The sequence below is a fragment of the Pseudomonas sp. AC016 genome, from assembly GCF_979253365.1.
Genome location: NZ_CEEDCC010000001.1, coordinates 5,324,859 through 5,344,938, shown reverse-complemented (window position 1 = coordinate 5,344,938; position 20,080 = coordinate 5,324,859). Strand labels below are relative to the sequence as shown.

The window sequence follows — 20,080 nt, the reverse complement described above, 5'->3', positions numbered from 1 at the left end:
TCAGACCTTCCGTGGGGCCATGTAGCCCAGCCAGCGACGTTCGGCCATCTTGAACAGTCGCACCAGAATGAATGTCAGGCACAGATAGAAAACGCCTGCGGTGATGTACGCCTCGAAAGGCAGGTAGAACTGGGCATTGACCGTACGGGCCGCGCCGGTGATATCGATGAGGGTCACGATGGACGCCAGACTGGTGGTCTGCAGCATCATGATCACTTCGTTGCTGTACTGCGGCAGCGCCCGGCGCAGGGCCGAAGGCAGCAGGATGCGACGGTACATTTTCGAGCGCGACATGCCCATCGCCCGCGCCGCTTCGATTTCCCCGGCAGGCGTTGCCTTGAGGCTGCCTGCGATGATTTCGGCGGTGTAGGCGCTGGTGTTCACGGCGAAGGCCAGACAGGCGCAAAACGTTGCGCTGGACAGCCATGGCCACAGAACGCTTTCACGCACGGCTTCAAACTGGGCCAGTCCGTAATAGATCAGGAACAGCTGCACCAGCATCGGCGTGCCTCGAATCACGTAGGTGTACAACCAGGCCGGCATGTTCACCCATGGGTTTTTCGAGACCCGCATCAGCCCCAGAGGCAGTGCTGCGAGCAGACCGAAACCCAGGGAAATCGCCAGCAGCTTGAGGGTCACCAACAGGCCGCCGAAGTACAGCGGCAGGCTTTCCCAGATGACGTTGTAGTCGAAAATCATAGGTCAGCCGCCCTGACGCCCACGGAGTAGCGTTTTTCCAGATAACGCAGGGCCAGCAGCGAAACACTGGTAATCACCAGATACATCGCCGCGACCGCGAGAAAGAAAGTGAAGGGTTCGCGGGTGGCATCGGCCGCCTGCTTGGCCTTGAACATCATGTCCTGCAGACCGACCACTGAAATCAGCGCGGTGGCCTTGGTCAGTACCAGCCAGTTGTTGGTGAAACCGGGGATCGCCAGACGGATCATCTGCGGCACCAGGATGCGGAAAAACACTTTGCCGCTGCTCATGCCATACGCCATGCCCGCCTCGGCCTGGCCCTTGGGGATGGCCATGAACGCACCGCGGAAGGTCTCGGACAGGTAGGCGCCAAAGATGAAGCCCAGCGTGCAGATGCCGGCTGCGAACGGGTCGAGATCGATGTAATCCTCAAAACCCAGTATCGGCGCGACACGATTGAGCAGGTCCTGACCGCCATAGAAGATCAGCAGAATCAAAACCAGATCGGGGATACCGCGAATCACGGTGCTGTACAGATCACCCAGCCAGGCCAGCCAGCGCACCGGCGACAGACGAAGCGCCACGCCGATCAGACCGAGAACGATCGCCAGGGCCATCGATGACAGCGCCAACTGCAACGTCAGCCAGGCACCTTCGAGGATCACAGCCCCGTAGCCTTTCAACATCATGTGCGGTCCTCAAGCGTGGAATAAAAAATGGCGCAAGCCAGCGAGTCTGTTTGCGCCATTTCGGTCAGTACCTTGCGGCGGTTTTATTTGCCGTAAATGTCGAAATCGAAGTACTTGTCCTGGATTGCCTTGTACTTGCCATTGGCACGAATTGCAGCGATGGCAGCGTTGAGACGGTCAAGGTTGGCCTTGTCGCCCTTGCGCACAGCGATGCCGATGCCGTCACCGAAGTATTTCGGGTCGGTGAACGACGGGCCGACGAATGCGTAACCCTTGCCAGCGTCGGTCTTCAGGAAACCGTCCTGCAGCAGGGTCGCATCAGCCACGGTACCGTCCAGACGACCGGCGCCGATGTCCAGATAGATTTCGTTCTGCGAACCGTATGGCGTCACTTCGACACCCAGAGGCGCCAGCGTTTCACGGGCGAAACGCTCGTGAATCGAACCACGCTGCACGCCGATCTTCTTGCCCTTGAGCTCAGCCAGGTTGTCGCTGACCGTGGTGCCTTCCTTCATGACCAGACGAGCCGGGGAATTGTAGTACTTGCCGGTGAAGTCCACGGACTTCTTGCGGTCTTCGGTAATGGACATCGAAGACAGGATCGCGTCGATCTTGCGGACTTTCAGCGCAGGGATCAGGCCGTCGAATTCCTGTTCGACCCACGTGCACTTGGCTTTCATTTCTTCACACAGCGCATTGCCGATGTCGTAGTCGAAACCGACAATGCTGCCGTCCGGCGCCTTGGAGGCGAACGGAGGGTACGCGGCTTCAATACCGATTTTCAGCGGCTTTTCGTCAGCGAATGTCGGCTGGGCAAGCACGGACAACGCCAGCGCGCCAATAAGCATGAGCTTTTTCATTTACAGAACTCCATCGGTAAAGCACGACAAGTGGCAGAGTGGGCAGCGCCCATTATGCGAAAGGACCATCCAGAGAGAGCGACATCAGGCATCCGATACCGTGTTTCGGTTCACCGGCCTCTGACGAGTGAGGGGCATTTTAACGACAGGCTCGAAGTCGATATTTCTTCAATGCGACAACAAGTTACAGAAGCGCCTGAAAAGCCCGTGCGGCCTGTTGACGAAGCTGAAATCACGTGATCCAGCAGAGCAGACCCAACCTATCAATACAGCAAAAAGCGCGCCCATTATTGGCAAAGCCTTCTAATCCGGCAAGCCCAGCGTGTGATCGGCCTGGAGAATCGTCTTCGGGCACTGCTTATTCCTACAAATAACGGGACGAATGTCCCACAAGGAAGCAGACAGGAGAAACAGCGTGTAGACGCGTAACAGGTCGATATATCCCGGCCGGAAAGCCAGAAGCTGATCGTGCAGATGCTCAGCGACCGCATGCAGCCGGGACGCAGAGCGTCCTGAGAGGCATTCCCACGCAGAGCGCTCGTCGTTATACACAAGTCCGTCTCGACACTGATCGTGCCCATCGCTCCGCGTGGGCATGCCTCCCGTGACGCTCCGCGTCACAAATGGCACAGACTGAGGATTCAGTAAGCCGAGCGCATGACGTGGATAACGCTGGAGCTTGGGCACACAGCTGCGCCACATTCCAGAGCGGACGCGGAGCGTCCTGGGAGGCATTCCCACGCAGAGCGTAGGAACGATCATCATCGTATTCCTCCAGGAGGATTTGTGTATAACGCCGAGCGCGGAGCGTGAGGAACGATCAGTGGGGTATCAGACAGTGATGATCGTGCATCCGACGCAAGTGTGGCGGACGCGGAGCGTCCCGAGAGGCATTCCCACGCCGGAGCGTGGGAATGATCAGTGGGGTATCAGGCGGCGCTCATGGTCTTGTGGGTTTCGATCAGGTGCTGAACAACACCTGGATCGGCCAGGGTGGAGATGTCGCCCAAGGCGTCGTACTCACCGGTCGCGATCTTGCGCAGGATGCGGCGCATGATCTTGCCCGAGCGGGTTTTCGGCAGGCCCGGCGCCCACTGGATGAAGTCAGGCGAGGCAATCGGACCGATCTCCTTGCGCACCCAGTTGCGCAGTTCGATGCGCAGCGCTTCATCCGCCGTTTCGCCGGCATTGAGCGTGACGTACACGTAGATGCCCTGCCCTTTCAGATCATGCGGCACACCGACCACCGCCGCCTCGGCGACTTTCGGGTGCGCGACCATCGCGCTTTCGATCTCGGCAGTCCCCATCCGGTGGCCGGAAACGTTGAGCACGTCGTCCACGCGACCGGTAATCCAGTAGTAACCGTCTTCGTCGCGACGCGCACCGTCACCGGTGAAGTACATGCCACGGAACGTCTTGAAGTAGGTGTCGACGAAGCGGTCGTGATCGCCATACAAAGAACGCGACTGACCCGGCCAGGAATCGAGAATCACCAGATTGCCTTCGGCCGCGCCTTCGATCAGGTTGCCCAGGTTGTCCACCAGCGCCGGAATCACGCCGAAGAACGGACGTGTTGCCGAACCCGGTTTGAGCGCGGTCGCGCCCGGCAGCGGGCTGATCAGGATGCCGCCCGTTTCGGTCTGCCACCAGGTGTCGACGATCGGGCAGTTTTTCTTGCCCACGGTGTCGTAGTACCAACCCCAGGCTTCCGGGTTGATCGGCTCGCCGACCGAACCCAGCAGACGCAGGCTGGAACCGTCAGCGCCTTCAACCGAACGCGTGCCCTCGGCCATCATGGCGCGAATGGCGGTCGGTGCGGTGTAGAGGATGTTGACCTTGTGCTTGTCAATGATTTTCGACACGCGGGTGATGTCCGGGTAGTTCGGCACACCTTCGAACAGCAGCGTGGTCGCGCCGTTGGCCAGCGGGCCGTAGACGATGTAGCTGTGGCCGGTGACCCAGCCAACGTCAGCCGTGCACCAGTAGATCTCGCCCGGCTTGTAGTCGAACACGCGTTCGTGAGTCAGTGCCGCGTAGAGCAGGTAACCGGCGGTGGTGTGCAGCACGCCCTTGGGCTTGCCGGTGGAACCGGAGGTGTAAAGGATGAACAGGGATTCTTCAGCGCCCATTTCCTTCGGCGCGCAGGTGCTCGATGCCACTTCCAGCAACGCGTGGTACCAGATGTCGCGGTGGCGGTTCCACTCGATCTCGCCGCCGGTGCGCTTGCAGACAATGACTTTCTGCACGCTGCTGGTTTCAGGATTGGTCAGGGCGCGGTCGACGTTGGCCTTGAGCGGGGTTTTCTTGCCGCCACGCAGACCTTCGTCAGCGGTGATGACGACTTTGGAACTGCAATCGATGATGCGGCCGGCCAACGCTTCCGGCGAGAAGCCGCCGAACACCACCGAGTGGATCGCTCCGATCCGGGCGCACGCCAGCATGGCGACCACAGCCTCGGGGATCATGGGCATATAGATAGTCACGACGTCACCACGGTGCACGTCCTGACCGCGCAGGGCGTTGGCGAACTTGCAGACTTCGGCGTGCAGTTCACGGTAGGTGATTTCACGGTGTTCGGAAGGATCGTCACCTTCCCAGATGATCGCAATGCTGTCGCCGCGCTCTTCCAGATGACGGTCCAGGCAGTTGTAGGCCACGTTCAGCGTGCCGTCGGCGAACCATTTGATGTCGACGCGGTGATCGTCGAAGGAAGTCTGTTTGACGTTTGTGAAGGGTTTGATCCAGTCGAGGCGCTTGGCCTGCTCACGCCAGAAACCATCGGGATTGACCACCGACTGCTGGTACATGGCCTTGTAGGTTGCCTCATCCGTCAGCGTGTTCGCTGCGACTTCTGGGCGGACGGGGTACAGGGAAGCTGCACTCATCTTGGTTACCTCGGTGGATAGTTGTTGTTTTATGAGTCCGTTGTATCCCGGCCTACCTTACAGGACCATTCGACGTTGGTCTTACCGGCCGGGACCGCTTCGTCCACGCCTGCACACATGCCATGACCGCAGGCGCCATAAACGGATTGTTACCGTTTCGATAAAAAGGCTTATCAAAAGCCTTTATATATGTCGCGCCGTCAGAAGCCTAGAATCACTTCCGCCAACATGGCAAACACCAACAGCCCCCCACACAGGCACGGTTCAAATCAATCGCAATGCTTCCTGAATTCGATTATTCGTCAGGCGCATTCGCTCGCACTCAAGAAGGTAAACAGCAATGAAAGCTTCATTCGCGATTCTGGCACTTTGCGGTCTCAGTACATTGGCCATGGCCGAAGAATCGCAAACCAAGGTTGCCGCGCAACAGGCACGCGTCGAGGAATATAAATATGGCACTCACCTGGATATCGCCAGGGTCATTTCCACCAGCCAGATCCCCAATGTCTGTCAGGTCGTCCCGGCCCGCATGATCTATGAAGACTCGCAGGGCAAGCAGCACATCATGAGTTATCAGGTGATGGGTAACGGGTGCAGCAACGGCTGACACTGGCTTGACTGGCGCGACGCCTCGCAGATTATTGTGCAGATAACGATGCGAGGCGCCTCCTGAAACGCTTACATCAGGCACAGGCTTTTCAATAAACACCCGTGCTATTCAATGTGCTTGCCCACTTCATATTCACGCAACTTGTTGGCAATGGTTGTATGTGAAACACCCAGTCTTTTACCCAATTGCCGACTGCTGGGATAGTGCGCGTAAAGTTGCTCGAGCACCGACTTCTCGAAACGCCCGACAATGGCTTCAAGCCCCCCATCCAGAGAAACATCGGTCATTGTCTGCCGCACGCCGTAATCGGGCAGCCGGATATGGTCGGCCTGCACCTGTGTGCCGTCGCACAACGAAACAGCCTGAAACAACACATTCTCCAGCTGCCGCACATTGCCCGGCCAGTGATACTGGCTGAGTCGTTTCATGGCGGCAGGCGCAATTCCCGGCAAAGCGCAACCAATCTGGCGACTGGCCTGATCGAGAAAGTGCTCGACCAGAGGCGTCAGGCCATCCAGGCACTCGCGCAGCGGCGGAATGTGCAGGGTCAGCACGTTGAGCCGGTGGTAAAGGTCCTGCCGAAAAACACCTTGGGCGCAGAGTTCGGACAGATCGACTTGCGTCGAGCACATCACACGCACATCCAGGTACATGTCCTCATCGCTGCCCACGCGGCGAAAGCAGCCATCCTGGATGAAGCGCAGCAACTTGGCCTGCATACGGGCGCTCAGTTCGCCGACGCCATCGAGAAACAGCGTGCCGCCCGCCGTCAGTTCCAGCAGACCCAGCCGCCCTTCCACGCGTGCGCCTTCGAACGCACCGGGGTCGTAGCCGAACAATTCGGTCTCGGCCATGGATTCGGACAGCCCCGCGCAATTCAGCGCCATCATCGGCGACTGGCCGCGTGGGCTCGACAGATGACAGGCGCGGGCCAGCAGTTCCTTGCCGGTTCCGGTCTCGCCTTCGATCAGCAGCGGCGCGTCCAGCGGCGCCATGCGGCGTGCCTCGCGTACCACGGTGGCCATGACCTTCGAACTCTGAAAGATGCTGTCAAAACCGCGCAGCTCCTGCTTGCGCACGTGATAGATACGCTCGCCCACCCGGTCCGCCCGGTGCAGCGTCAACACCGCGCCCGCCATTGCCTCGCTGTTGTCATGCTCTGACTGCAACGGCGCGATGTCCGCCAGAAATACATCACCGCGCACCTTGATGCGCAATCCATTGATCCGCGAGTTGTTGGCGCGCACCAGCGCGGGCAGGTCGAAATCTTCGGCATAGCGCGACAGCGGAATGCCCGGCACTTCATCGACGCGCACGCCCAGCAACTGGGCCGCTGCGCGGTTGGCAGCCACAATGGCACCGGCCATGTCGATGGACAGCACCGGAAATTCCAGCGCGCCCAGCAAGGCATTCAGCTCCATGTGGCGTCGTTCGCTGGGCATCAATCCGACGCGTTTGACGCCGAATACCCCGGTAATCGCCTCGAACCGGGGACGCAAGGCCTGGAACTGCATGTTGATCAGGTTCGGGCAGTGCAGGTAAATCGCATCGCCATGCTCACCACCCACCTCGCCTCTGGCCACGTTGACCCCGTAGGCAACCAGCAGGTCGAGAATGTCGCGAAGAATGCCGATGCGATTCTGACAATGGACCTTGATGCGCATGGATGCTCGTTCCTCGGGACGTGTTTTTTGTTGTAGCACGAAGTCTACCGTCAAGAATACGTGACAGCCCAGCGCAATGAAGGGCTCTCAGGACCACGATTCGCTTGACCAACAAAGCATTCGTAAAGTTTTCGTTACGCTTGAGCGTGCAAATTACCGAGGCCGCACGAAGCAGCCCGCTGACCTTGCGCAAGATTTGCGCTATTTCTGGGTCATTGCGCTTCGCACAGAAAGCAGCCCCATAACAACAACAGCGCTCTTCAGGAGACCAGCATGGCCCAGACGCACTACGTAGCGCGTGAGCCCGACGCAGAGGGCTTCATCGATTACCCGGCCGCCGAACACGCGGTATGGAACACGCTGATCACTCGCCAGATGAAAGTCATCGAAGGCCGTGCCTGTCAGGCATATCTGGACGGCATCGAGCAGCTTGGCCTGCCCCACGACCGGATTCCGCAACTGGGCGAAATCAACAAGGTGCTGGGAGCAACTACCGGCTGGCAGGTCGAACGCGTGCCCGCACTGATTCCGTTCCAGACCTTTTTCGAACTGCTGGCCAGCAAGCGCTTCCCGGTCGCGACGTTCATTCGCACTGAAGAAGAACTGGACTACCTGCAGGAACCCGACATCTTTCACGAGATCTTCGGTCACTGCCCGCTGCTGACCAATCCCTGGTTCGCTGAATTCACCCACACCTACGGCAAGCTTGGCCTGAGCGCGACCAAGGAACAGCGGGTGTATCTGGCCCGCCTGTACTGGATGACCATCGAGTTCGGCCTGGTGGACACGCCACAGGGACGCAAAATCTACGGCGGCGGCATCCTGTCTTCACCCAAGGAAGCGGTGTACAGCCTGTCATCGGAGCCCGAGCATCAGCCGTTCGACCCGCTCGAAGCGATGCGCACGCCTTATCGCATCGACATCCTGCAACCGGTGTACTTTGTTCTGCCCGACCTCAAGCGCCTGTTCGATCTGGCGCAGGAAGACATCATGGGCCTGGTCGAACGCGGTATGCAGATGGGTCTGCATGCGCCAAAATTTCCGCCCAAACCTAAAAACCACGCGGCCTGATCGCCTGATCGGCAGCCACGCGTCATAAGGATCCTGTTCATGACTACACTCAACCAAGCCCACTGCGAAGCCTGCCGTGCCGACGCGCCACAAGTCAGCGAAGCCGAGCTGCCGGAATTGCTCAGGCAGATTCCGGACTGGAACATCGAAGTGCGCGACAGCGTCATGCAGCTGGAAAAAGTCTTCCTGTTCAAGAATTTCAAATTTGCCCTGGCCTTTACCAACGCCGTCGGTGAAATCGCCGAAGCTGAAGGTCATCATCCGGGTCTGCTGACCGAATGGGGCAAAGTGACCGTGACCTGGTGGAGCCACTCGATCAAAGGGCTGCACCGCAATGACTTCATCATGGCTGCCCGCACCGACGAGGTGGCCAAAAACGCCGAGGGACGCAAATAATGCATTTCAGGGACATCCAGCGTGTACCGGGCGATCCGATTCTGGGTCTGATCGAGGCTTACGCCAATGATTCGAACCCCGACAAGTTCGACCTGGGCGTGGGTGTCTACAAGGATTCACAAGGCCAGACGCCGGTGCCGCGCGCAGTGAAAGCCGCAGAACAGCGGCTGGTCGACCGGCAGATGACCAAAACCTACATCGGCAGCCACGGCGATCCGCGCTTCGGCGCGCTGATCAGCGAACTGGTGCTGGGCGGCGATTCGCCGCTCATCAAGGCAAAGCGTGCAGGCGCCACCCAGACACCGGGCGGTACCGGCGCGTTGCGTCTGGCGGCAGACTTCATCGCGCAGTGCCTGCCCGGCAAGGGTATCTGGCTCAGCGACCCGACGTGGCCGTTGCATGAAACGATCTTCAACAAGGTTGGCCTGAAGGTCGGCCATTACCCTTACGTGGGTAGCGATAACCGGCTGAACGTCGATGGCATGCTCGACGCGCTGCGTCAGGTTCCGCAGGGCGATGTGGTGCTGCTGCATGCCTGCTGCCACAACCCGACCGGCTTTGATCTGTCTCACGATGACTGGCGTGAAGTGCTGAAGATCGTGCAGAGCCGCGAGCTGTTGCCGTTGATCGACTTCGCTTACCAAGGCTTTGGTGACGGACTGGAAGAAGACGCATGGGCGGTTCGTCTGTTCGCCGAGGCACTGCCGGAACTGCTGATCACCAGCTCGTGCTCGAAGAACTTTGGCCTGTACCGCGAGCGCACCGGCGCATTGATCGTCTGCACCGACGAGACACAAAAGCTGCTGGATGTGCGCAGTCAGCTGGCAAGCATCGCGCGTAATCTCTGGTCGAACCCACCCGATCACGGTGCTGCCGTGGTAGCCGAGATTCTGGGTGACCCCGAGCTGAAAAGCCTGTGGGCCGACGAGGTTGAAGAGATGCGTCAGCGCGTGGCGCAACTGCGCAGCGGACTGGTCGAGGCTCTGACGCCGCTGGGGCTCGGCGAGCGTTTTGCTCACATCGCACAGCAGCGCGGAATGTTTTCCTACACCGGCATCACCGGCGAACAGGTCACCAGACTGCGTGAGGAGCAAAGCGTGTACATGGTCAATGACGGACGAGCCAACATGGCCGGTATCGATGCCAGCCGTCTGGATCAGCTGGCGCAGGCGATTGCGGCGGTGTGTAAAGGATAAAGGGTAACGGGCGCCTCTCGCTTCTGATCAGCAAACACCTGACTGCGGGAGGCGGCTTGCCGGCGATGCGGTCGACGCGGTAGGTCAGGAAATCAAGTCATCGTTCATCGCCGGCAAGCCGCCTCCCACGGTCCGCGCTTGCTGCGCGACAGCGCTACGTCGAAGACGTGGTGGCGCCTCCCACATTTTGTCGTTCGCTGGGACACTGCGTTGAACCGGCAGCCTATTGGTTGCGGCCCCAATACCGGCAGTGAGCCATCCCATAAAGGCCTATTGCCAGCCAACTCGCCCAAGACAGTAAAATCCTTTTTTTGTTTCGCCACTCAGTCAATCAGTTGAAAAAAATATCGGGATTGTCATTTTCAGTGGGGTATCCTGCGCATGCTTTTTTAAAGCACGGTTCTATCTGCAACCCCTTGCGAGGAGCGATGACGATGCATGAAATCCCTAACTTCCCACCAGGCCAACAGGAACCAAAGCAGTCGACTCTGGCTCAACAGGAGCTTGGTCAACCTGCCGCAATGAAAGCTGCACCCTCGGCTCAAGACAGCCAAAAAGCCCGAAGCAAAGACTGAAGGCGATTGTTTTCAGGCGTATCGAAAAACGGTTCTGCCGATTTTCAATACGCCTGGAAGACCAGCGAGAGGCACACGGACACACCCATGAGCGATTTCACCGAAACCCAGGCCAGCGCATTGATCGGTACTGCTGAAAAAATGATCGAGATCTGGTCGCGCCTGAGCCCGGAAAAGCAGCAAGCCCTGCTGGCCCGCTTCGGCACCCAGGAAAACGCCTTGGCTGCACTGGTGACCACGCATCTGGTTGCACCTTCCGGCTCCTGATCTGCTTTCCGATCTGCCCTTCAATCTAAAAGCATTCCCCCTGCCCTACAGATTTATTGCAATCTGTTACCAGCATCGTCCGATGCGCCGTATGATGTTCATATAGAGAGCTTGCTAAGGGTTTTTCCCGCACGCTTTTCCATCGCACTGCTTTAACGCCACACGCCTACTTCGTGATCAGAATGAAACCTCTCTCCATGCCCGAGACAAACACTGCTGCACCGCAAACCCCGATGGCCATCACCCTGACGGTGGTTTCCATCGTCATGTTCACGTTCATTGGCTACCTGAACATCGGCATCCCGTTGGCCGTTTTGCCGGGTTATGTCCACAGCGACCTGGGTTTCGGCGCAGTGATAGCCGGTCTTGTCATCAGCGTGCAGTACCTCGCCACCGTCATCAGTCGCCCTTGGGCGAGCCGAATCATCGATAACCTGGGCAGCAAGAAAGCCGTGCAGATAGGCCTGGCCGGGTGCGGCGTGAGTGGCGTGTTCATGCTGGTGCCCGTCTGGCTGCAGGCGTGGCCGATGGCGAGTCTGGTGGTACTGCTGATCGGTCGGGTGATTCTGGGCAGCGCGGAAAGTCTGGTGGGTTCGGGCTCGATTGGCTGGGGCATCGGCCGGGTCGGCGCACAGAACACCGCCAAGGTAATTTCCTGGAACGGCATCGCCAGTTATGGCGCGCTGGCTGTCGGTGCGCCACTCGGCGTCTGGATGGTGAAAGAGCTGGGCCTGTGGACAGTCGGTGTGAGCATCATGCTGTTGTGCGCGACAGGGCTGCTGTTGACCTGGAAGAAACCCGGTGCACCCATCGTGCACGGCGAACGCCTGCCGTTCATGCATGTGCTGGGGCGCGTCTTTCCCCATGGCATGGGCCTGGCACTGGGCGGGATCGGCTTCGGCACCATCGCGACCTTCATTACCCTGTACTACGCCAGCAATCACTGGCCAAACGCCGCACTGTGCCTGACCCTGTTCGGTGCCAGCTTTATCACGGCACGTTTGCTGTTCGGCAATCTGATCAATCGGCTGGGCGGTTTTCGCGTGGCGATTGCGTGCCTGTCGGTCGAAACGCTGGGCCTATTGTTTCTGTGGATGGCACCCACACCTGGCCTGGCGCTGGCCGGTGCAGCATTGACGGGGTTCGGCTTTTCGCTGGTGTTTCCGGCGCTGGGCGTCGAGGCGGTCAATCTGGTGCCAGCGTCCAGCCGTGGCGCGGCGGTGGGTGCCTATTCGCTGTTCATTGATCTGTCGCTGGGCATCACCGGGCCGCTGGCCGGGGCGATTGCAGCCGGCTTCGGCTTTGTTTCGATCTTCCTGTTCGCCGCGCTCGCGTCGCTGAGCGGACTGGGCCTGAGCATTTATCTGTACCGTCAGGCGCAGGCCCTGAGGCAGCAACAGGCAGGTTGATTACGCGTCAGTTGGCCTTGGGCTTTTTCTTGCCCAGCAGGTGCGAGAACACGGCCTGCAGGTCATCCGAACTCGCGTCTTCGTCCAGGTTGAGTTTGCTGTCGATGTGATCCATGTGGTGCATCATCAACTCGACCGCCAGCGCCGCATCCCTGGCCTCGATCGCATCGATCAACTGGTTATGCTCTTCGTAGGAACAGTGCGTGCGGTTGCCGGTTTCGTACTGGGCAATGATCAGTGAAGTCTGGGAAACCAGGCTGCGCTGGAAGCTGATCAGCGGCGCGTTTCGGGCCGCAACGGCCAATTGCAGGTGGAACTCGCCGGACAGACGAATGCCTGCACCTCGATCGCCTCGGGAAAAACTGTCGCGCTCATCGCTCACCATCTGGCGCAACTGCGCGAGCTGCGCGGCCGTGGCGTGCTCGACAGCCAGCTCGGTGATGGCCTTTTCCACCATGCGCCGGGCGAAGAACACCTGACGGGCTTCCTCGACGCTGGGACTGGCGACCACGGCACCGCGATTGGGGCGCAGCAGCACGACGCCTTCATGACCCAGACGCGACAAGGCGCGGCGGATGATGGTGCGACTCACACCGAAAATCTCGCCCAGTGCCTCTTCGCTCAGTCGGGTGCCCGGCGCCAGACGCTGCTCAAGGATGGCGTCGAAGATGTGCGCGTAAACAATATCGTCCTGAGTCAGGCTGCTTCCAGCCCTGGCAGGTCGCGTCGGTTTCTTGAGAGGCAGGGACTGATCGTTCATGGGCACTCGGGCGCGGATGGATGACGGCGTCGCAACGCGCGCATTGTACACAGGGCAAAACCGGAAAGGCGTGCTCACGTCTGGCGACTGAACGGCACGCAAAAAAAAAGCCCGCAGTGTGCGCGGGCAAGCGAGTATCAGCTGCCCCGGTACGTCGAGTAGCTGTAGGGCGAGATTAACAGCGGCACATGAAAGTGGGCCTGACCTGCGTCAATGCCGAAGCGCAGCACCACCACATCGAGAAAGGCCGGCTCGTTCAGCACCACGCCTCGCGCCCGGTAGTAATCGCCCGCGTGGAAATGCAGCTGGTAGACGCCGGATCGGTACTCGTCGTCCTGCAACAACGGCGCGTCGCAGCGCCCGTCGCTGTTGGTGACGGCGCTGGCAACCTTGCGCATCTGTCCGCCTTCAACTTGATACAGCTCGATGACGATGGCGGCACCGGGGCAGCCGTGCGCGGCGTCCAGTACGTGTGTGGTCAATTTTCCCAAGGCGCTGCTCCTTGCCGAGATGATTGCGACGAAGCTGCACCAACAGGGTGCTCGTCGTGGCGCTGTTGCCAGCGATTAAGTCACTTTTCGAAAATCCTGTACACGCCGGGCCTGAAACCACCGGGCTCTGAACGCCCCGATCCGGCCGGATTGCGCCGATTTCAGTGAAGCGAAGGAAATCAATCAGGTTTTTCCAATTAAGCTGACCAGTCAGGCAGGTTTCTTGCTTGTGCTGATCGTGTAGACGCTTCGTGCCGTTGTCATCGCGATTGATGACAGGGAGCGAGGTTACAATTTCAAAAATAAATTGTATACAATCCTTGCGCTGCGGACGCCCTGCCTTTACCCGCACCCGACCTGATTTCACGTCTATCGCCAATAAGGAAGCCAGCAGTGAGCGCCGACTACCCCCGCGACCTGATCGGATATGGAAACAACCCGCCTCACCCTCGCTGGCCGGGCAATGCGCGTATCGCGCTGTCGTTCGTGCTGAACTACGAGGAAGGCGGCGAGCGCAATATCCTGCATGGCGACAAGGAGTCCGAAGCGTTTCTCTCCGAAATGGTCGCCGCGCAACCGCTGCAGGGCCAGCGCAACATGAGCATGGAATCGCTCTACGAATACGGCAGCCGCGCGGGCGTGTGGCGCATTCTCAAGCTGTTCAAACAATTCGATATCCCGTTGACGATCTTTGCCGTGGCGATGGCCGCGCAGCGTCATCCGGACGTGATCCGCGCCATGGTCGCCGATGGCCACGAGATCTGCAGCCACGGCTATCGCTGGATCGATTACCAGAACATGGACGAGGCCCAGGAGCGCGAACACATGCGCCAGGCGATCCGTATCCTCACCGAACTCAGCGGCGAACGTCCGCTGGGCTGGTACACCGGGCGCACCGGCCCGAACACCCGGCGGCTGGTGATGGAGGAAGGTGGCTTTCTCTACGACTGCGACACCTACGACGACGATCTGCCGTACTGGGAACCGAACAACCCGACCGGCAAGCCGCATCTGGTGATTCCTTACACGCTGGACACCAACGACATGCGCTTCACGCAGGTGCAGGGTTTCAACAACGGTGAACAGTTCTTCCAGTACCTCAAGGATGCGTTCGACGTGCTGTATGCCGAAGGTGAAGAGGCACCGAAAATGCTCTCCATCGGTCTGCACTGCCGCCTGATCGGCCGCCCTGCCCGCCTTGCCGCACTCAAACGGTTCATCGAATACGTCAAAGGCCATGAGCAGGTGTGGTTCACGCGCCGCGTCGACATCGCCCGTCACTGGCACGCCGAGCATCCGTTCACGGCCGCGGCGACGCAATGACCGACTTTTCAGGTTTTGCCCCGTCGACAATGAGCCGCGACGCGTTCATCGCCGCCTTCGGCGATATTTACGAACATTCCCCCTGGGTCGCGCAGCAGGCTTACGACCAAGGGACGCTGGCGGCGCTGGATCAGATTGAAAGCCTGCATGCGCGCATGAGCGATATCCTGCTTGGCGCCACGCAGACGCAACAACTGGCACTGATCAACGCCCACCCGGACCTGGCGGGCAAGGCCGCCGTTCAGGGCGAATTGACCGAGGCCAGCAGCAATGAACAGGCAGGCGCAGGCATCCACCTCTGCACGCCGGAAGAGTTTCAGCGCTTCACCGAGTTGAATGAGGCTTACAAGGCCCGCTTCGGCTTTCCGTTCATCATGGCGGTCAAGGGCAGCGACAGGCACAAGATACTGACGGCGTTCGAACAACGTCTCCACCACTCGCCGGAGACCGAGTTCGCTTGCGCCCTGGCCGAGATCAATAAAATCGCACTGTTCCGTTTGCAGGCGCTTCAGGCGCCGCGCTCATCCAACGTTTAGAAGGCAGACAAGAAGCATGAAAGTTTACGCCGCACCGTTCGAGAAGTTCGTGAACCTGGCTGACGCGCGTCTGGGCACGAAGGTTCTGTCCGTGACCGACGACTGGTTCGCCGATGCCAACCGCCTGTTCCAGCCGACGCCTGCGGTCTGGAAGGAAGGCGTGTTCGACGACAACGGCAAGTGGATGGACGGCTGGGAATCGCGCCGCAAACGCTTTGAAGGTTACGACAGCGCGGTCATTCGCCTGGGCGTGGCGGGCACCATAAAGGGCGTGGACATCGACACCTCGTTCTTCACCGGCAACTTCCCGCCGTCCGCCTCGCTGGAAGCCTGCTTTCTGGCTTCGGGTGAGCCCGACGAAAACACCGCATGGACCGAAGTGTTGCCGTCGGTCGAGCTGAAAGGCAACAGCCACCACTACCACGAAATCAACCACGACCAACCTTTCAGCCACTTGCGCTTCAACATCTACCCGGACGGCGGCGTGGCACGCCTGCGCGTGCATGGCGTGCCGCATCGCGACTGGACCACAGTCGGTGACGGCGAGCAGATCGATCTGGTGGCAGCGCTCAATGGCGGTCGTTCGATTGCCTGCTCGGACGAGCACTACGGCAGCATGAGCAACATTCTCAATCCGGGCCGTGGCGTGAACATGGGTGACGGCTGGGAAACCGCCCGCCGCCGCACGCCGGGCAATGACTGGGTGATCGTCGCGCTGGGGCATCCGGGCGAAGTCGAGAAAGTCATCGTCGACACCCTGCACTTCAAAGGCAACTACCCGGACAGCTGCTCGATCCAGGGTGCGTTCGTGAAGGGCGGCACCGACAGCCAGATCGAAACCCAGAGTCTGTTCTGGCGCGAACTGCTGCCCAGCCAGAAACTGACCATGCACGCCGAGCACGAATTTGCCGAGCAGGTCAAAGCCATCGGACCGATCACCCACATCCGCCTGAACGTGTTCCCGGATGGCGGCGTCAGCCGGTTGCGTTTGCTGGGCAAAGTGTCGCGGTAAGCTTCAGCGTTGAGAGAGTGCCCGATTGAATGCATACCTTGTGGGAGGCCCCACTACGTCTTCGACGTAGCGCTGTCGCGCATCAAACACGGACCGTAGGAGCGCGCTTGGTCTGGGCGGCAATCCGACGATAGGTTCTTACAGACAGAAAATCAGTGGCTGACAAGACGCAATCGCGGGCAAGCGCGCTCCTACAAAAAAATCGCGTTTCTTCAGCAAGTTACAGGTAGTTTGATAAGAGGCGGCTGCAGCAAGACGTGTGCACCTGGCGTGTGCATTCAGGCGGTGACGCTCTGCGTCACATTATGAAGCGGTGTTATCACGCAGAGCGTGGGAACGGATCATCACATTGAGAACAGAAGAACCCGCATGCGCAAACTGATAATCGAGCCGTTGACCAAGGAAGCCTTCGCGCCGTTCGGTGACGTGATCGAAACCGATGGCAGCGATCACTTCATGATCAACAACGGTTCGACCATGCGCTTTCATCGTCTGGCGGAGGTTGAGACCGCGCAGCCGGACGACAAGGCGATCATCAGCATCTTCCGCGCCGAGGCGCTGCCGATGCCGTTGACCATCACCATGCTGGAGCGTCATCCGCAGGGCAGTCAGGCGTTCATACCGCTGCTCGGCAACCCGTTTCTGATCGTGGTCGCGCCACTTGGCGATGCACCTGATTCAGAGCTGACCCGTGCCTTCGTCTCCAACGGCAGGCAGGGTATCAATTACCATCGCGGCGTCTGGCACCATCCGGTGCTGACGATCGAAAAGCGGGATGATTTCCTGGTGGTTGATCGCAGTGGAACCGGCAATAACTGCGATGAGCATTACTTTGCAGAGCACCAGTTGCTGGTGCTCGATCCCGACTCCCAGGAAGGGCCTGAGCACCCGTGAAGTGGTGACAGGTATTTAGGTAAGCACCGTGGCTGCACATTTGATGGAATGGCTGAATCTGGGCATACGCTGGATTCACATGATTGTGGGCGTTGCCTGGATTGGCGCATCGTTCTACTTCGTCTGGCTGGAAAACAACCTCAACCGCAAGAACCCGCGTGGCGGGCTTTCGGGTGATCTGTGGGCCATCCATGGGGGTGGCATCTATCACCTGGAAAAGTACAAGCTCGCCCCGCCGACCATGCCGGAGAACCTGCACTGGTTCAAATGGGAAGCCTATTCGACCTGGCTGTCGGGCGTAGCTCTTTTGTGCGTGGTGTTTTACGCCAATCCGACGTTGTACCTGCTGGCACCGGGCAGCAGCCTGTCGGGCGCGGAAGGCGTGCACATCGGGCTGGGTTCGTTGTTCGTCGGCTGGTTCATCTACAGTTTTCTGTGCGACTCGGCACTGGGCAAGCGCCCTGCCCTGCTGGGCCTGATTCTGTTCATTCTGCTGGTCGCGGCAGCCTACGGGTTCAGCAAGGTGTTCAGCGGCCGCGGCGCGTACCTGCATGTCGGAGCGATCATGGGCACCATCATGGTCGGCAACGTGTTCAGCATCATCATGCCGGCGCAACGTGCGCTGGTCGCCGCCATCGCCGAAAACCGCACGCCGGACCCGAGCCTGCCGGCCAAAGGGCTGCTGCGTTCACGGCACAACAACTACTTCACCCTGCCCGTGCTGTTCATCATGATCAGCAACCACTTTCCGAGCACTTACGGCAGTGAATACAACTGGCTGATTCTGGCGGGCATCGCCCTGCTGGCGGTGCTGGTACGCCATTATTTCAATACCCGCCATGACAGCCATCGCTTCGCCTGGACACTGCCGGTGGCCGCGCTGGGCATGCTTTGCCTGGCGTACGTCACCGGCCCCGCGCAACCGCCGCAGGCGACGAAGATTGTCTACCAACCGTTGCCCGGAACGGCCGTGGGTGGGCATCGCGCCGATGAGAAGCCGCCTGAACCGGTCGCAGCACCCGCCCAGCCGGAACCAGCCAAGGTTGCGGGTGCAGGTTTCAGTCAGGTCCACGACGTGATCCGGCAACGCTGCACTGTCTGCCACTCGGCCAGCCCCACCAGCCAGTTGTTCAGCGTCGCACCTGCCGGGGTGATGTTCGATACGCCGCAGCAGATTCAGCAGCAGGCGCAACGAATCAAGGCCCAGGCCGTCAGCTCACCGATCATGCCGCTGGGCAACATCACGCAGATGACCCAACAGGAGCGCGACCTGGTCGGCGCCTGGATCGATCAGGGTGCGAAGCTGGATTGATTCACTCGGGCGGCCCTCTGCGCGACGGCCGCCCCGTTTTCGCTCCAGCCGCCCTGCGCTGGAGCACTTGAGCGGGATGGCGCGAGCCAGTATCCTCCGCCGCCGCTGCAAAACAGGCCGATAACGGCCTGCTTTATCCAATTCGATGCACATCCCTGCCAGCAGGCTGTGCATTCCAGCGTCTGGCATTCCAGAAAACAACCAAAACCGACGTCAAAGTGGCGGTTTTCGTATTACGTCGGCTTTTTTTCGGCGATTGGCGCAGCTCTTGCTAACTAGTGGAAGTTGACCAAACAGACAAATTATTACACCCCCGGACAAGGTGCCACTCAGAGCGCCGGTCTGCTCGATCATGATCTTACTCAAGGGATACACCGAATGAACCGCACACTTTCCAGCGTGTTACTGGCCAGCAGTCTGCTGGCCGCTGCACCCGCCATGGCCGGGGATATCTTCCAGTGGCAGAGCAACAGCCTGACCTATCTGAATGGACGGGACTTTACCGTCAACCCGGAGATACAACAGACCTTCACCTTTGAACATGCGGACAGCTGGAAATACGGCGACAACTTTCTATTCGTCGACAAGATCTTCTACAACGGCAAGAAAGATGCGAACGCGGGCGATAACACCTACTACGGCGAAATCTCACCGCGCCTGTCGATGGGCAAGATCTTCGGACAGAAGTTCGAGTTCGGACCTATCACCGATGTGCTGCTGGCCGCCACTTATGAATTTGGCGAAGGCGATAACGAGTCCTACCTGATCGGTCCTGCGTTCGACCTGAAGATCCCGGGCTTCGATTACTTCCAGCTCAACTTCTACCAGCGCCACACCGAAGGCAATCGTCCGGGCGATGGCGTATGGCAGATCACGCCGGTGTGGTCGTACACCATTCCAGTGGGCAAATCGGATGTGTTGATCGACGGCTTCATGGACTGGGTGGTCGATAACGACGAGACGTCGCGCGGCACTTACCACTCCAACCTGCACTTCAACCCACAGATCAAATACGACCTGGGCAAGGCACTCAACTACCCGGAGCGGCAGTTGTACGTCGGTATCGAGTATGACTACTGGACCAACAAATACGGCATCAAGGACACCGGCTCGTTCGACACCGACCAGAACACCGCGAGCCTGCTGGTGAAAGTGTTCTTCTGATAACCCGCCGGGACGCGGCGCGTCCGCTTTTGAATGTGGCTTCGATGCGTGGTCAAGCCCGAGCGTTATCCACGTCATGCGCTCGGCTTACTGAATCCCCAGTCTGTGCCATTTGTGACGCGGAGCGTCACGGGAGGCATGCCCACGCGGAGCGATGGGCACGATCAGTGTCGAGACGGACTTGTGTATAACGATGAGCGCGGAGCATGGGAACGATCAATACAAGTCCGCCTACACTGATCATGCCCACGCTCTGCGTGGGCATGG

General features: G+C 59.5%; 19 protein-coding genes. 12 read left to right on the top strand and 7 right to left on the bottom strand.

What is annotated here, in order from left to right:
* The 4 genes from AC0IXS_RS24050 to acs all read right to left on the bottom strand — a co-directional run bounded on the left by AC0IXS_RS24050 (position 1) and on the right by acs (position 5,133).
* Complete coding sequence (locus tag AC0IXS_RS24050) at positions 1-699, bottom strand: ABC transporter permease (protein WP_004886146.1); 699 nt, start codon at positions 697-699, stop codon at positions 1-3.
* Positions 696-1,385: an ABC transporter permease gene (locus tag AC0IXS_RS24045; RefSeq protein WP_025994310.1), complete on the bottom strand. Its 690-nt coding sequence runs from the start codon at positions 1,383-1,385 to the stop codon at positions 696-698. Before AC0IXS_RS24045 ends, AC0IXS_RS24050 begins: the two co-directional genes overlap by 4 nt.
* 86 nt (positions 1,386-1,471) lie before the next feature.
* Positions 1,472-2,248, bottom strand: coding sequence for an ABC transporter substrate-binding protein (locus tag AC0IXS_RS24040; protein ID WP_004886149.1), 777 nt, complete (start codon positions 2,246-2,248; stop codon positions 1,472-1,474).
* A gap of 929 nt (positions 2,249-3,177) precedes the next feature.
* Positions 3,178-5,133 carry an acetate--CoA ligase gene (acs, locus tag AC0IXS_RS24035; protein WP_004888094.1) on the bottom strand — a complete coding sequence of 652 codons (1,956 nt, stop codon included), beginning with the start codon at positions 5,131-5,133 and terminating at the stop codon, positions 3,178-3,180.
* Between the two features lie 340 nt (positions 5,134-5,473).
* Here acs and AC0IXS_RS24030 point away from each other — a divergent pair, with 340 nt between their 5' ends.
* Positions 5,474-5,740, top strand: coding sequence for a DUF2790 domain-containing protein (locus AC0IXS_RS24030; protein ID WP_471825880.1), 267 nt, complete (start codon positions 5,474-5,476; stop codon positions 5,738-5,740).
* A gap of 107 nt (positions 5,741-5,847) precedes the next feature.
* On the opposite strand, the gene AC0IXS_RS24025 is transcribed toward AC0IXS_RS24030, so the two are convergent.
* The gene (locus AC0IXS_RS24025) at positions 5,848-7,407 is read right to left on the bottom strand and encodes a sigma-54-dependent transcriptional regulator (RefSeq protein ID WP_449122247.1); all 1,560 of its coding nucleotides are present in this window, start codon (positions 7,405-7,407) and stop codon (positions 5,848-5,850) included.
* A gap of 273 nt (positions 7,408-7,680) precedes the next feature.
* On the opposite strand from AC0IXS_RS24025, the gene phhA reads away from it, so the two are divergent.
* From phhA to AC0IXS_RS24000, 5 genes are all read left to right on the top strand, one after another.
* A complete protein-coding gene (gene phhA / locus AC0IXS_RS24020; RefSeq protein ID WP_471825878.1) occupies positions 7,681-8,478 on the top strand; it encodes a phenylalanine 4-monooxygenase in 798 nt (265 codons plus the stop codon).
* A gap of 39 nt (positions 8,479-8,517) precedes the next feature.
* Positions 8,518-8,874, top strand: coding sequence for a 4a-hydroxytetrahydrobiopterin dehydratase (locus AC0IXS_RS24015; protein ID WP_025994306.1), 357 nt, complete (start codon positions 8,518-8,520; stop codon positions 8,872-8,874).
* On the top strand, positions 8,874-10,070 hold the full coding sequence (locus tag AC0IXS_RS24010) for an amino acid aminotransferase (RefSeq protein ID WP_191957494.1): 1,197 nt from the start codon (positions 8,874-8,876) through the stop codon (positions 10,068-10,070). The genes AC0IXS_RS24015 and AC0IXS_RS24010 overlap by 1 nt, the downstream gene beginning before the upstream one ends.
* 662 nt (positions 10,071-10,732) lie before the next feature.
* Positions 10,733-10,912 carry a hypothetical protein gene (locus tag AC0IXS_RS24005; protein ID WP_122413048.1) on the top strand — a complete coding sequence of 60 codons (180 nt, stop codon included), beginning with the start codon at positions 10,733-10,735 and terminating at the stop codon, positions 10,910-10,912.
* A gap of 197 nt (positions 10,913-11,109) precedes the next feature.
* Entirely contained in the window at positions 11,110-12,321 is a 1,212-nt protein-coding gene (locus tag AC0IXS_RS24000) for an MFS transporter (RefSeq protein WP_057410862.1), read from the top strand.
* A 7-nt stretch (positions 12,322-12,328) separates the two neighbouring features.
* Here AC0IXS_RS24000 and AC0IXS_RS23995 read toward each other — a convergent pair whose 3' ends face one another.
* Both AC0IXS_RS23995 and uraH read right to left on the bottom strand, forming a co-directional pair.
* A complete protein-coding gene (locus tag AC0IXS_RS23995; RefSeq protein ID WP_057410861.1) occupies positions 12,329-13,081 on the bottom strand; it encodes a GntR family transcriptional regulator in 753 nt (250 codons plus the stop codon).
* Between the two features lie 137 nt (positions 13,082-13,218).
* Positions 13,219-13,572: a hydroxyisourate hydrolase gene (gene uraH / locus AC0IXS_RS23990; protein ID WP_057410860.1), complete on the bottom strand. Its 354-nt coding sequence runs from the start codon at positions 13,570-13,572 to the stop codon at positions 13,219-13,221.
* 393 nt (positions 13,573-13,965) lie between these two features.
* On the opposite strand from uraH, the gene puuE reads away from it, so the two are divergent.
* From puuE to AC0IXS_RS23960, 6 genes are all read left to right on the top strand, one after another.
* Positions 13,966-14,895 (top strand): allantoinase PuuE, encoded by a 930-nt coding sequence (gene puuE / locus AC0IXS_RS23985; RefSeq protein WP_471825874.1) that lies wholly within the window; start codon positions 13,966-13,968, stop codon positions 14,893-14,895.
* On the top strand, positions 14,892-15,431 hold the full coding sequence (gene uraD / locus AC0IXS_RS23980; protein ID WP_057410858.1) for a 2-oxo-4-hydroxy-4-carboxy-5-ureidoimidazoline decarboxylase: 540 nt from the start codon (positions 14,892-14,894) through the stop codon (positions 15,429-15,431). Before puuE ends, uraD begins: the two co-directional genes overlap by 4 nt.
* A gap of 16 nt (positions 15,432-15,447) precedes the next feature.
* A complete protein-coding gene (gene alc, locus AC0IXS_RS23975) occupies positions 15,448-16,443 on the top strand; it encodes an allantoicase (RefSeq protein WP_471825872.1) in 996 nt (331 codons plus the stop codon).
* Between the two features lie 369 nt (positions 16,444-16,812).
* The gene (locus AC0IXS_RS23970; RefSeq protein ID WP_057410857.1) at positions 16,813-17,337 is read left to right on the top strand and encodes an ureidoglycolate lyase; all 525 of its coding nucleotides are present in this window, start codon (positions 16,813-16,815) and stop codon (positions 17,335-17,337) included.
* A 28-nt stretch (positions 17,338-17,365) separates the two neighbouring features.
* Entirely contained in the window at positions 17,366-18,649 is a 1,284-nt protein-coding gene (locus AC0IXS_RS23965; RefSeq protein WP_471825870.1) for a urate hydroxylase PuuD, read from the top strand.
* 378 nt (positions 18,650-19,027) lie between these two features.
* Entirely contained in the window at positions 19,028-19,813 is a 786-nt protein-coding gene (locus tag AC0IXS_RS23960) for an outer membrane protein OmpK (RefSeq protein ID WP_004888121.1), read from the top strand.
* The last annotated feature ends 267 nt before the right edge of the window (positions 19,814-20,080 follow it).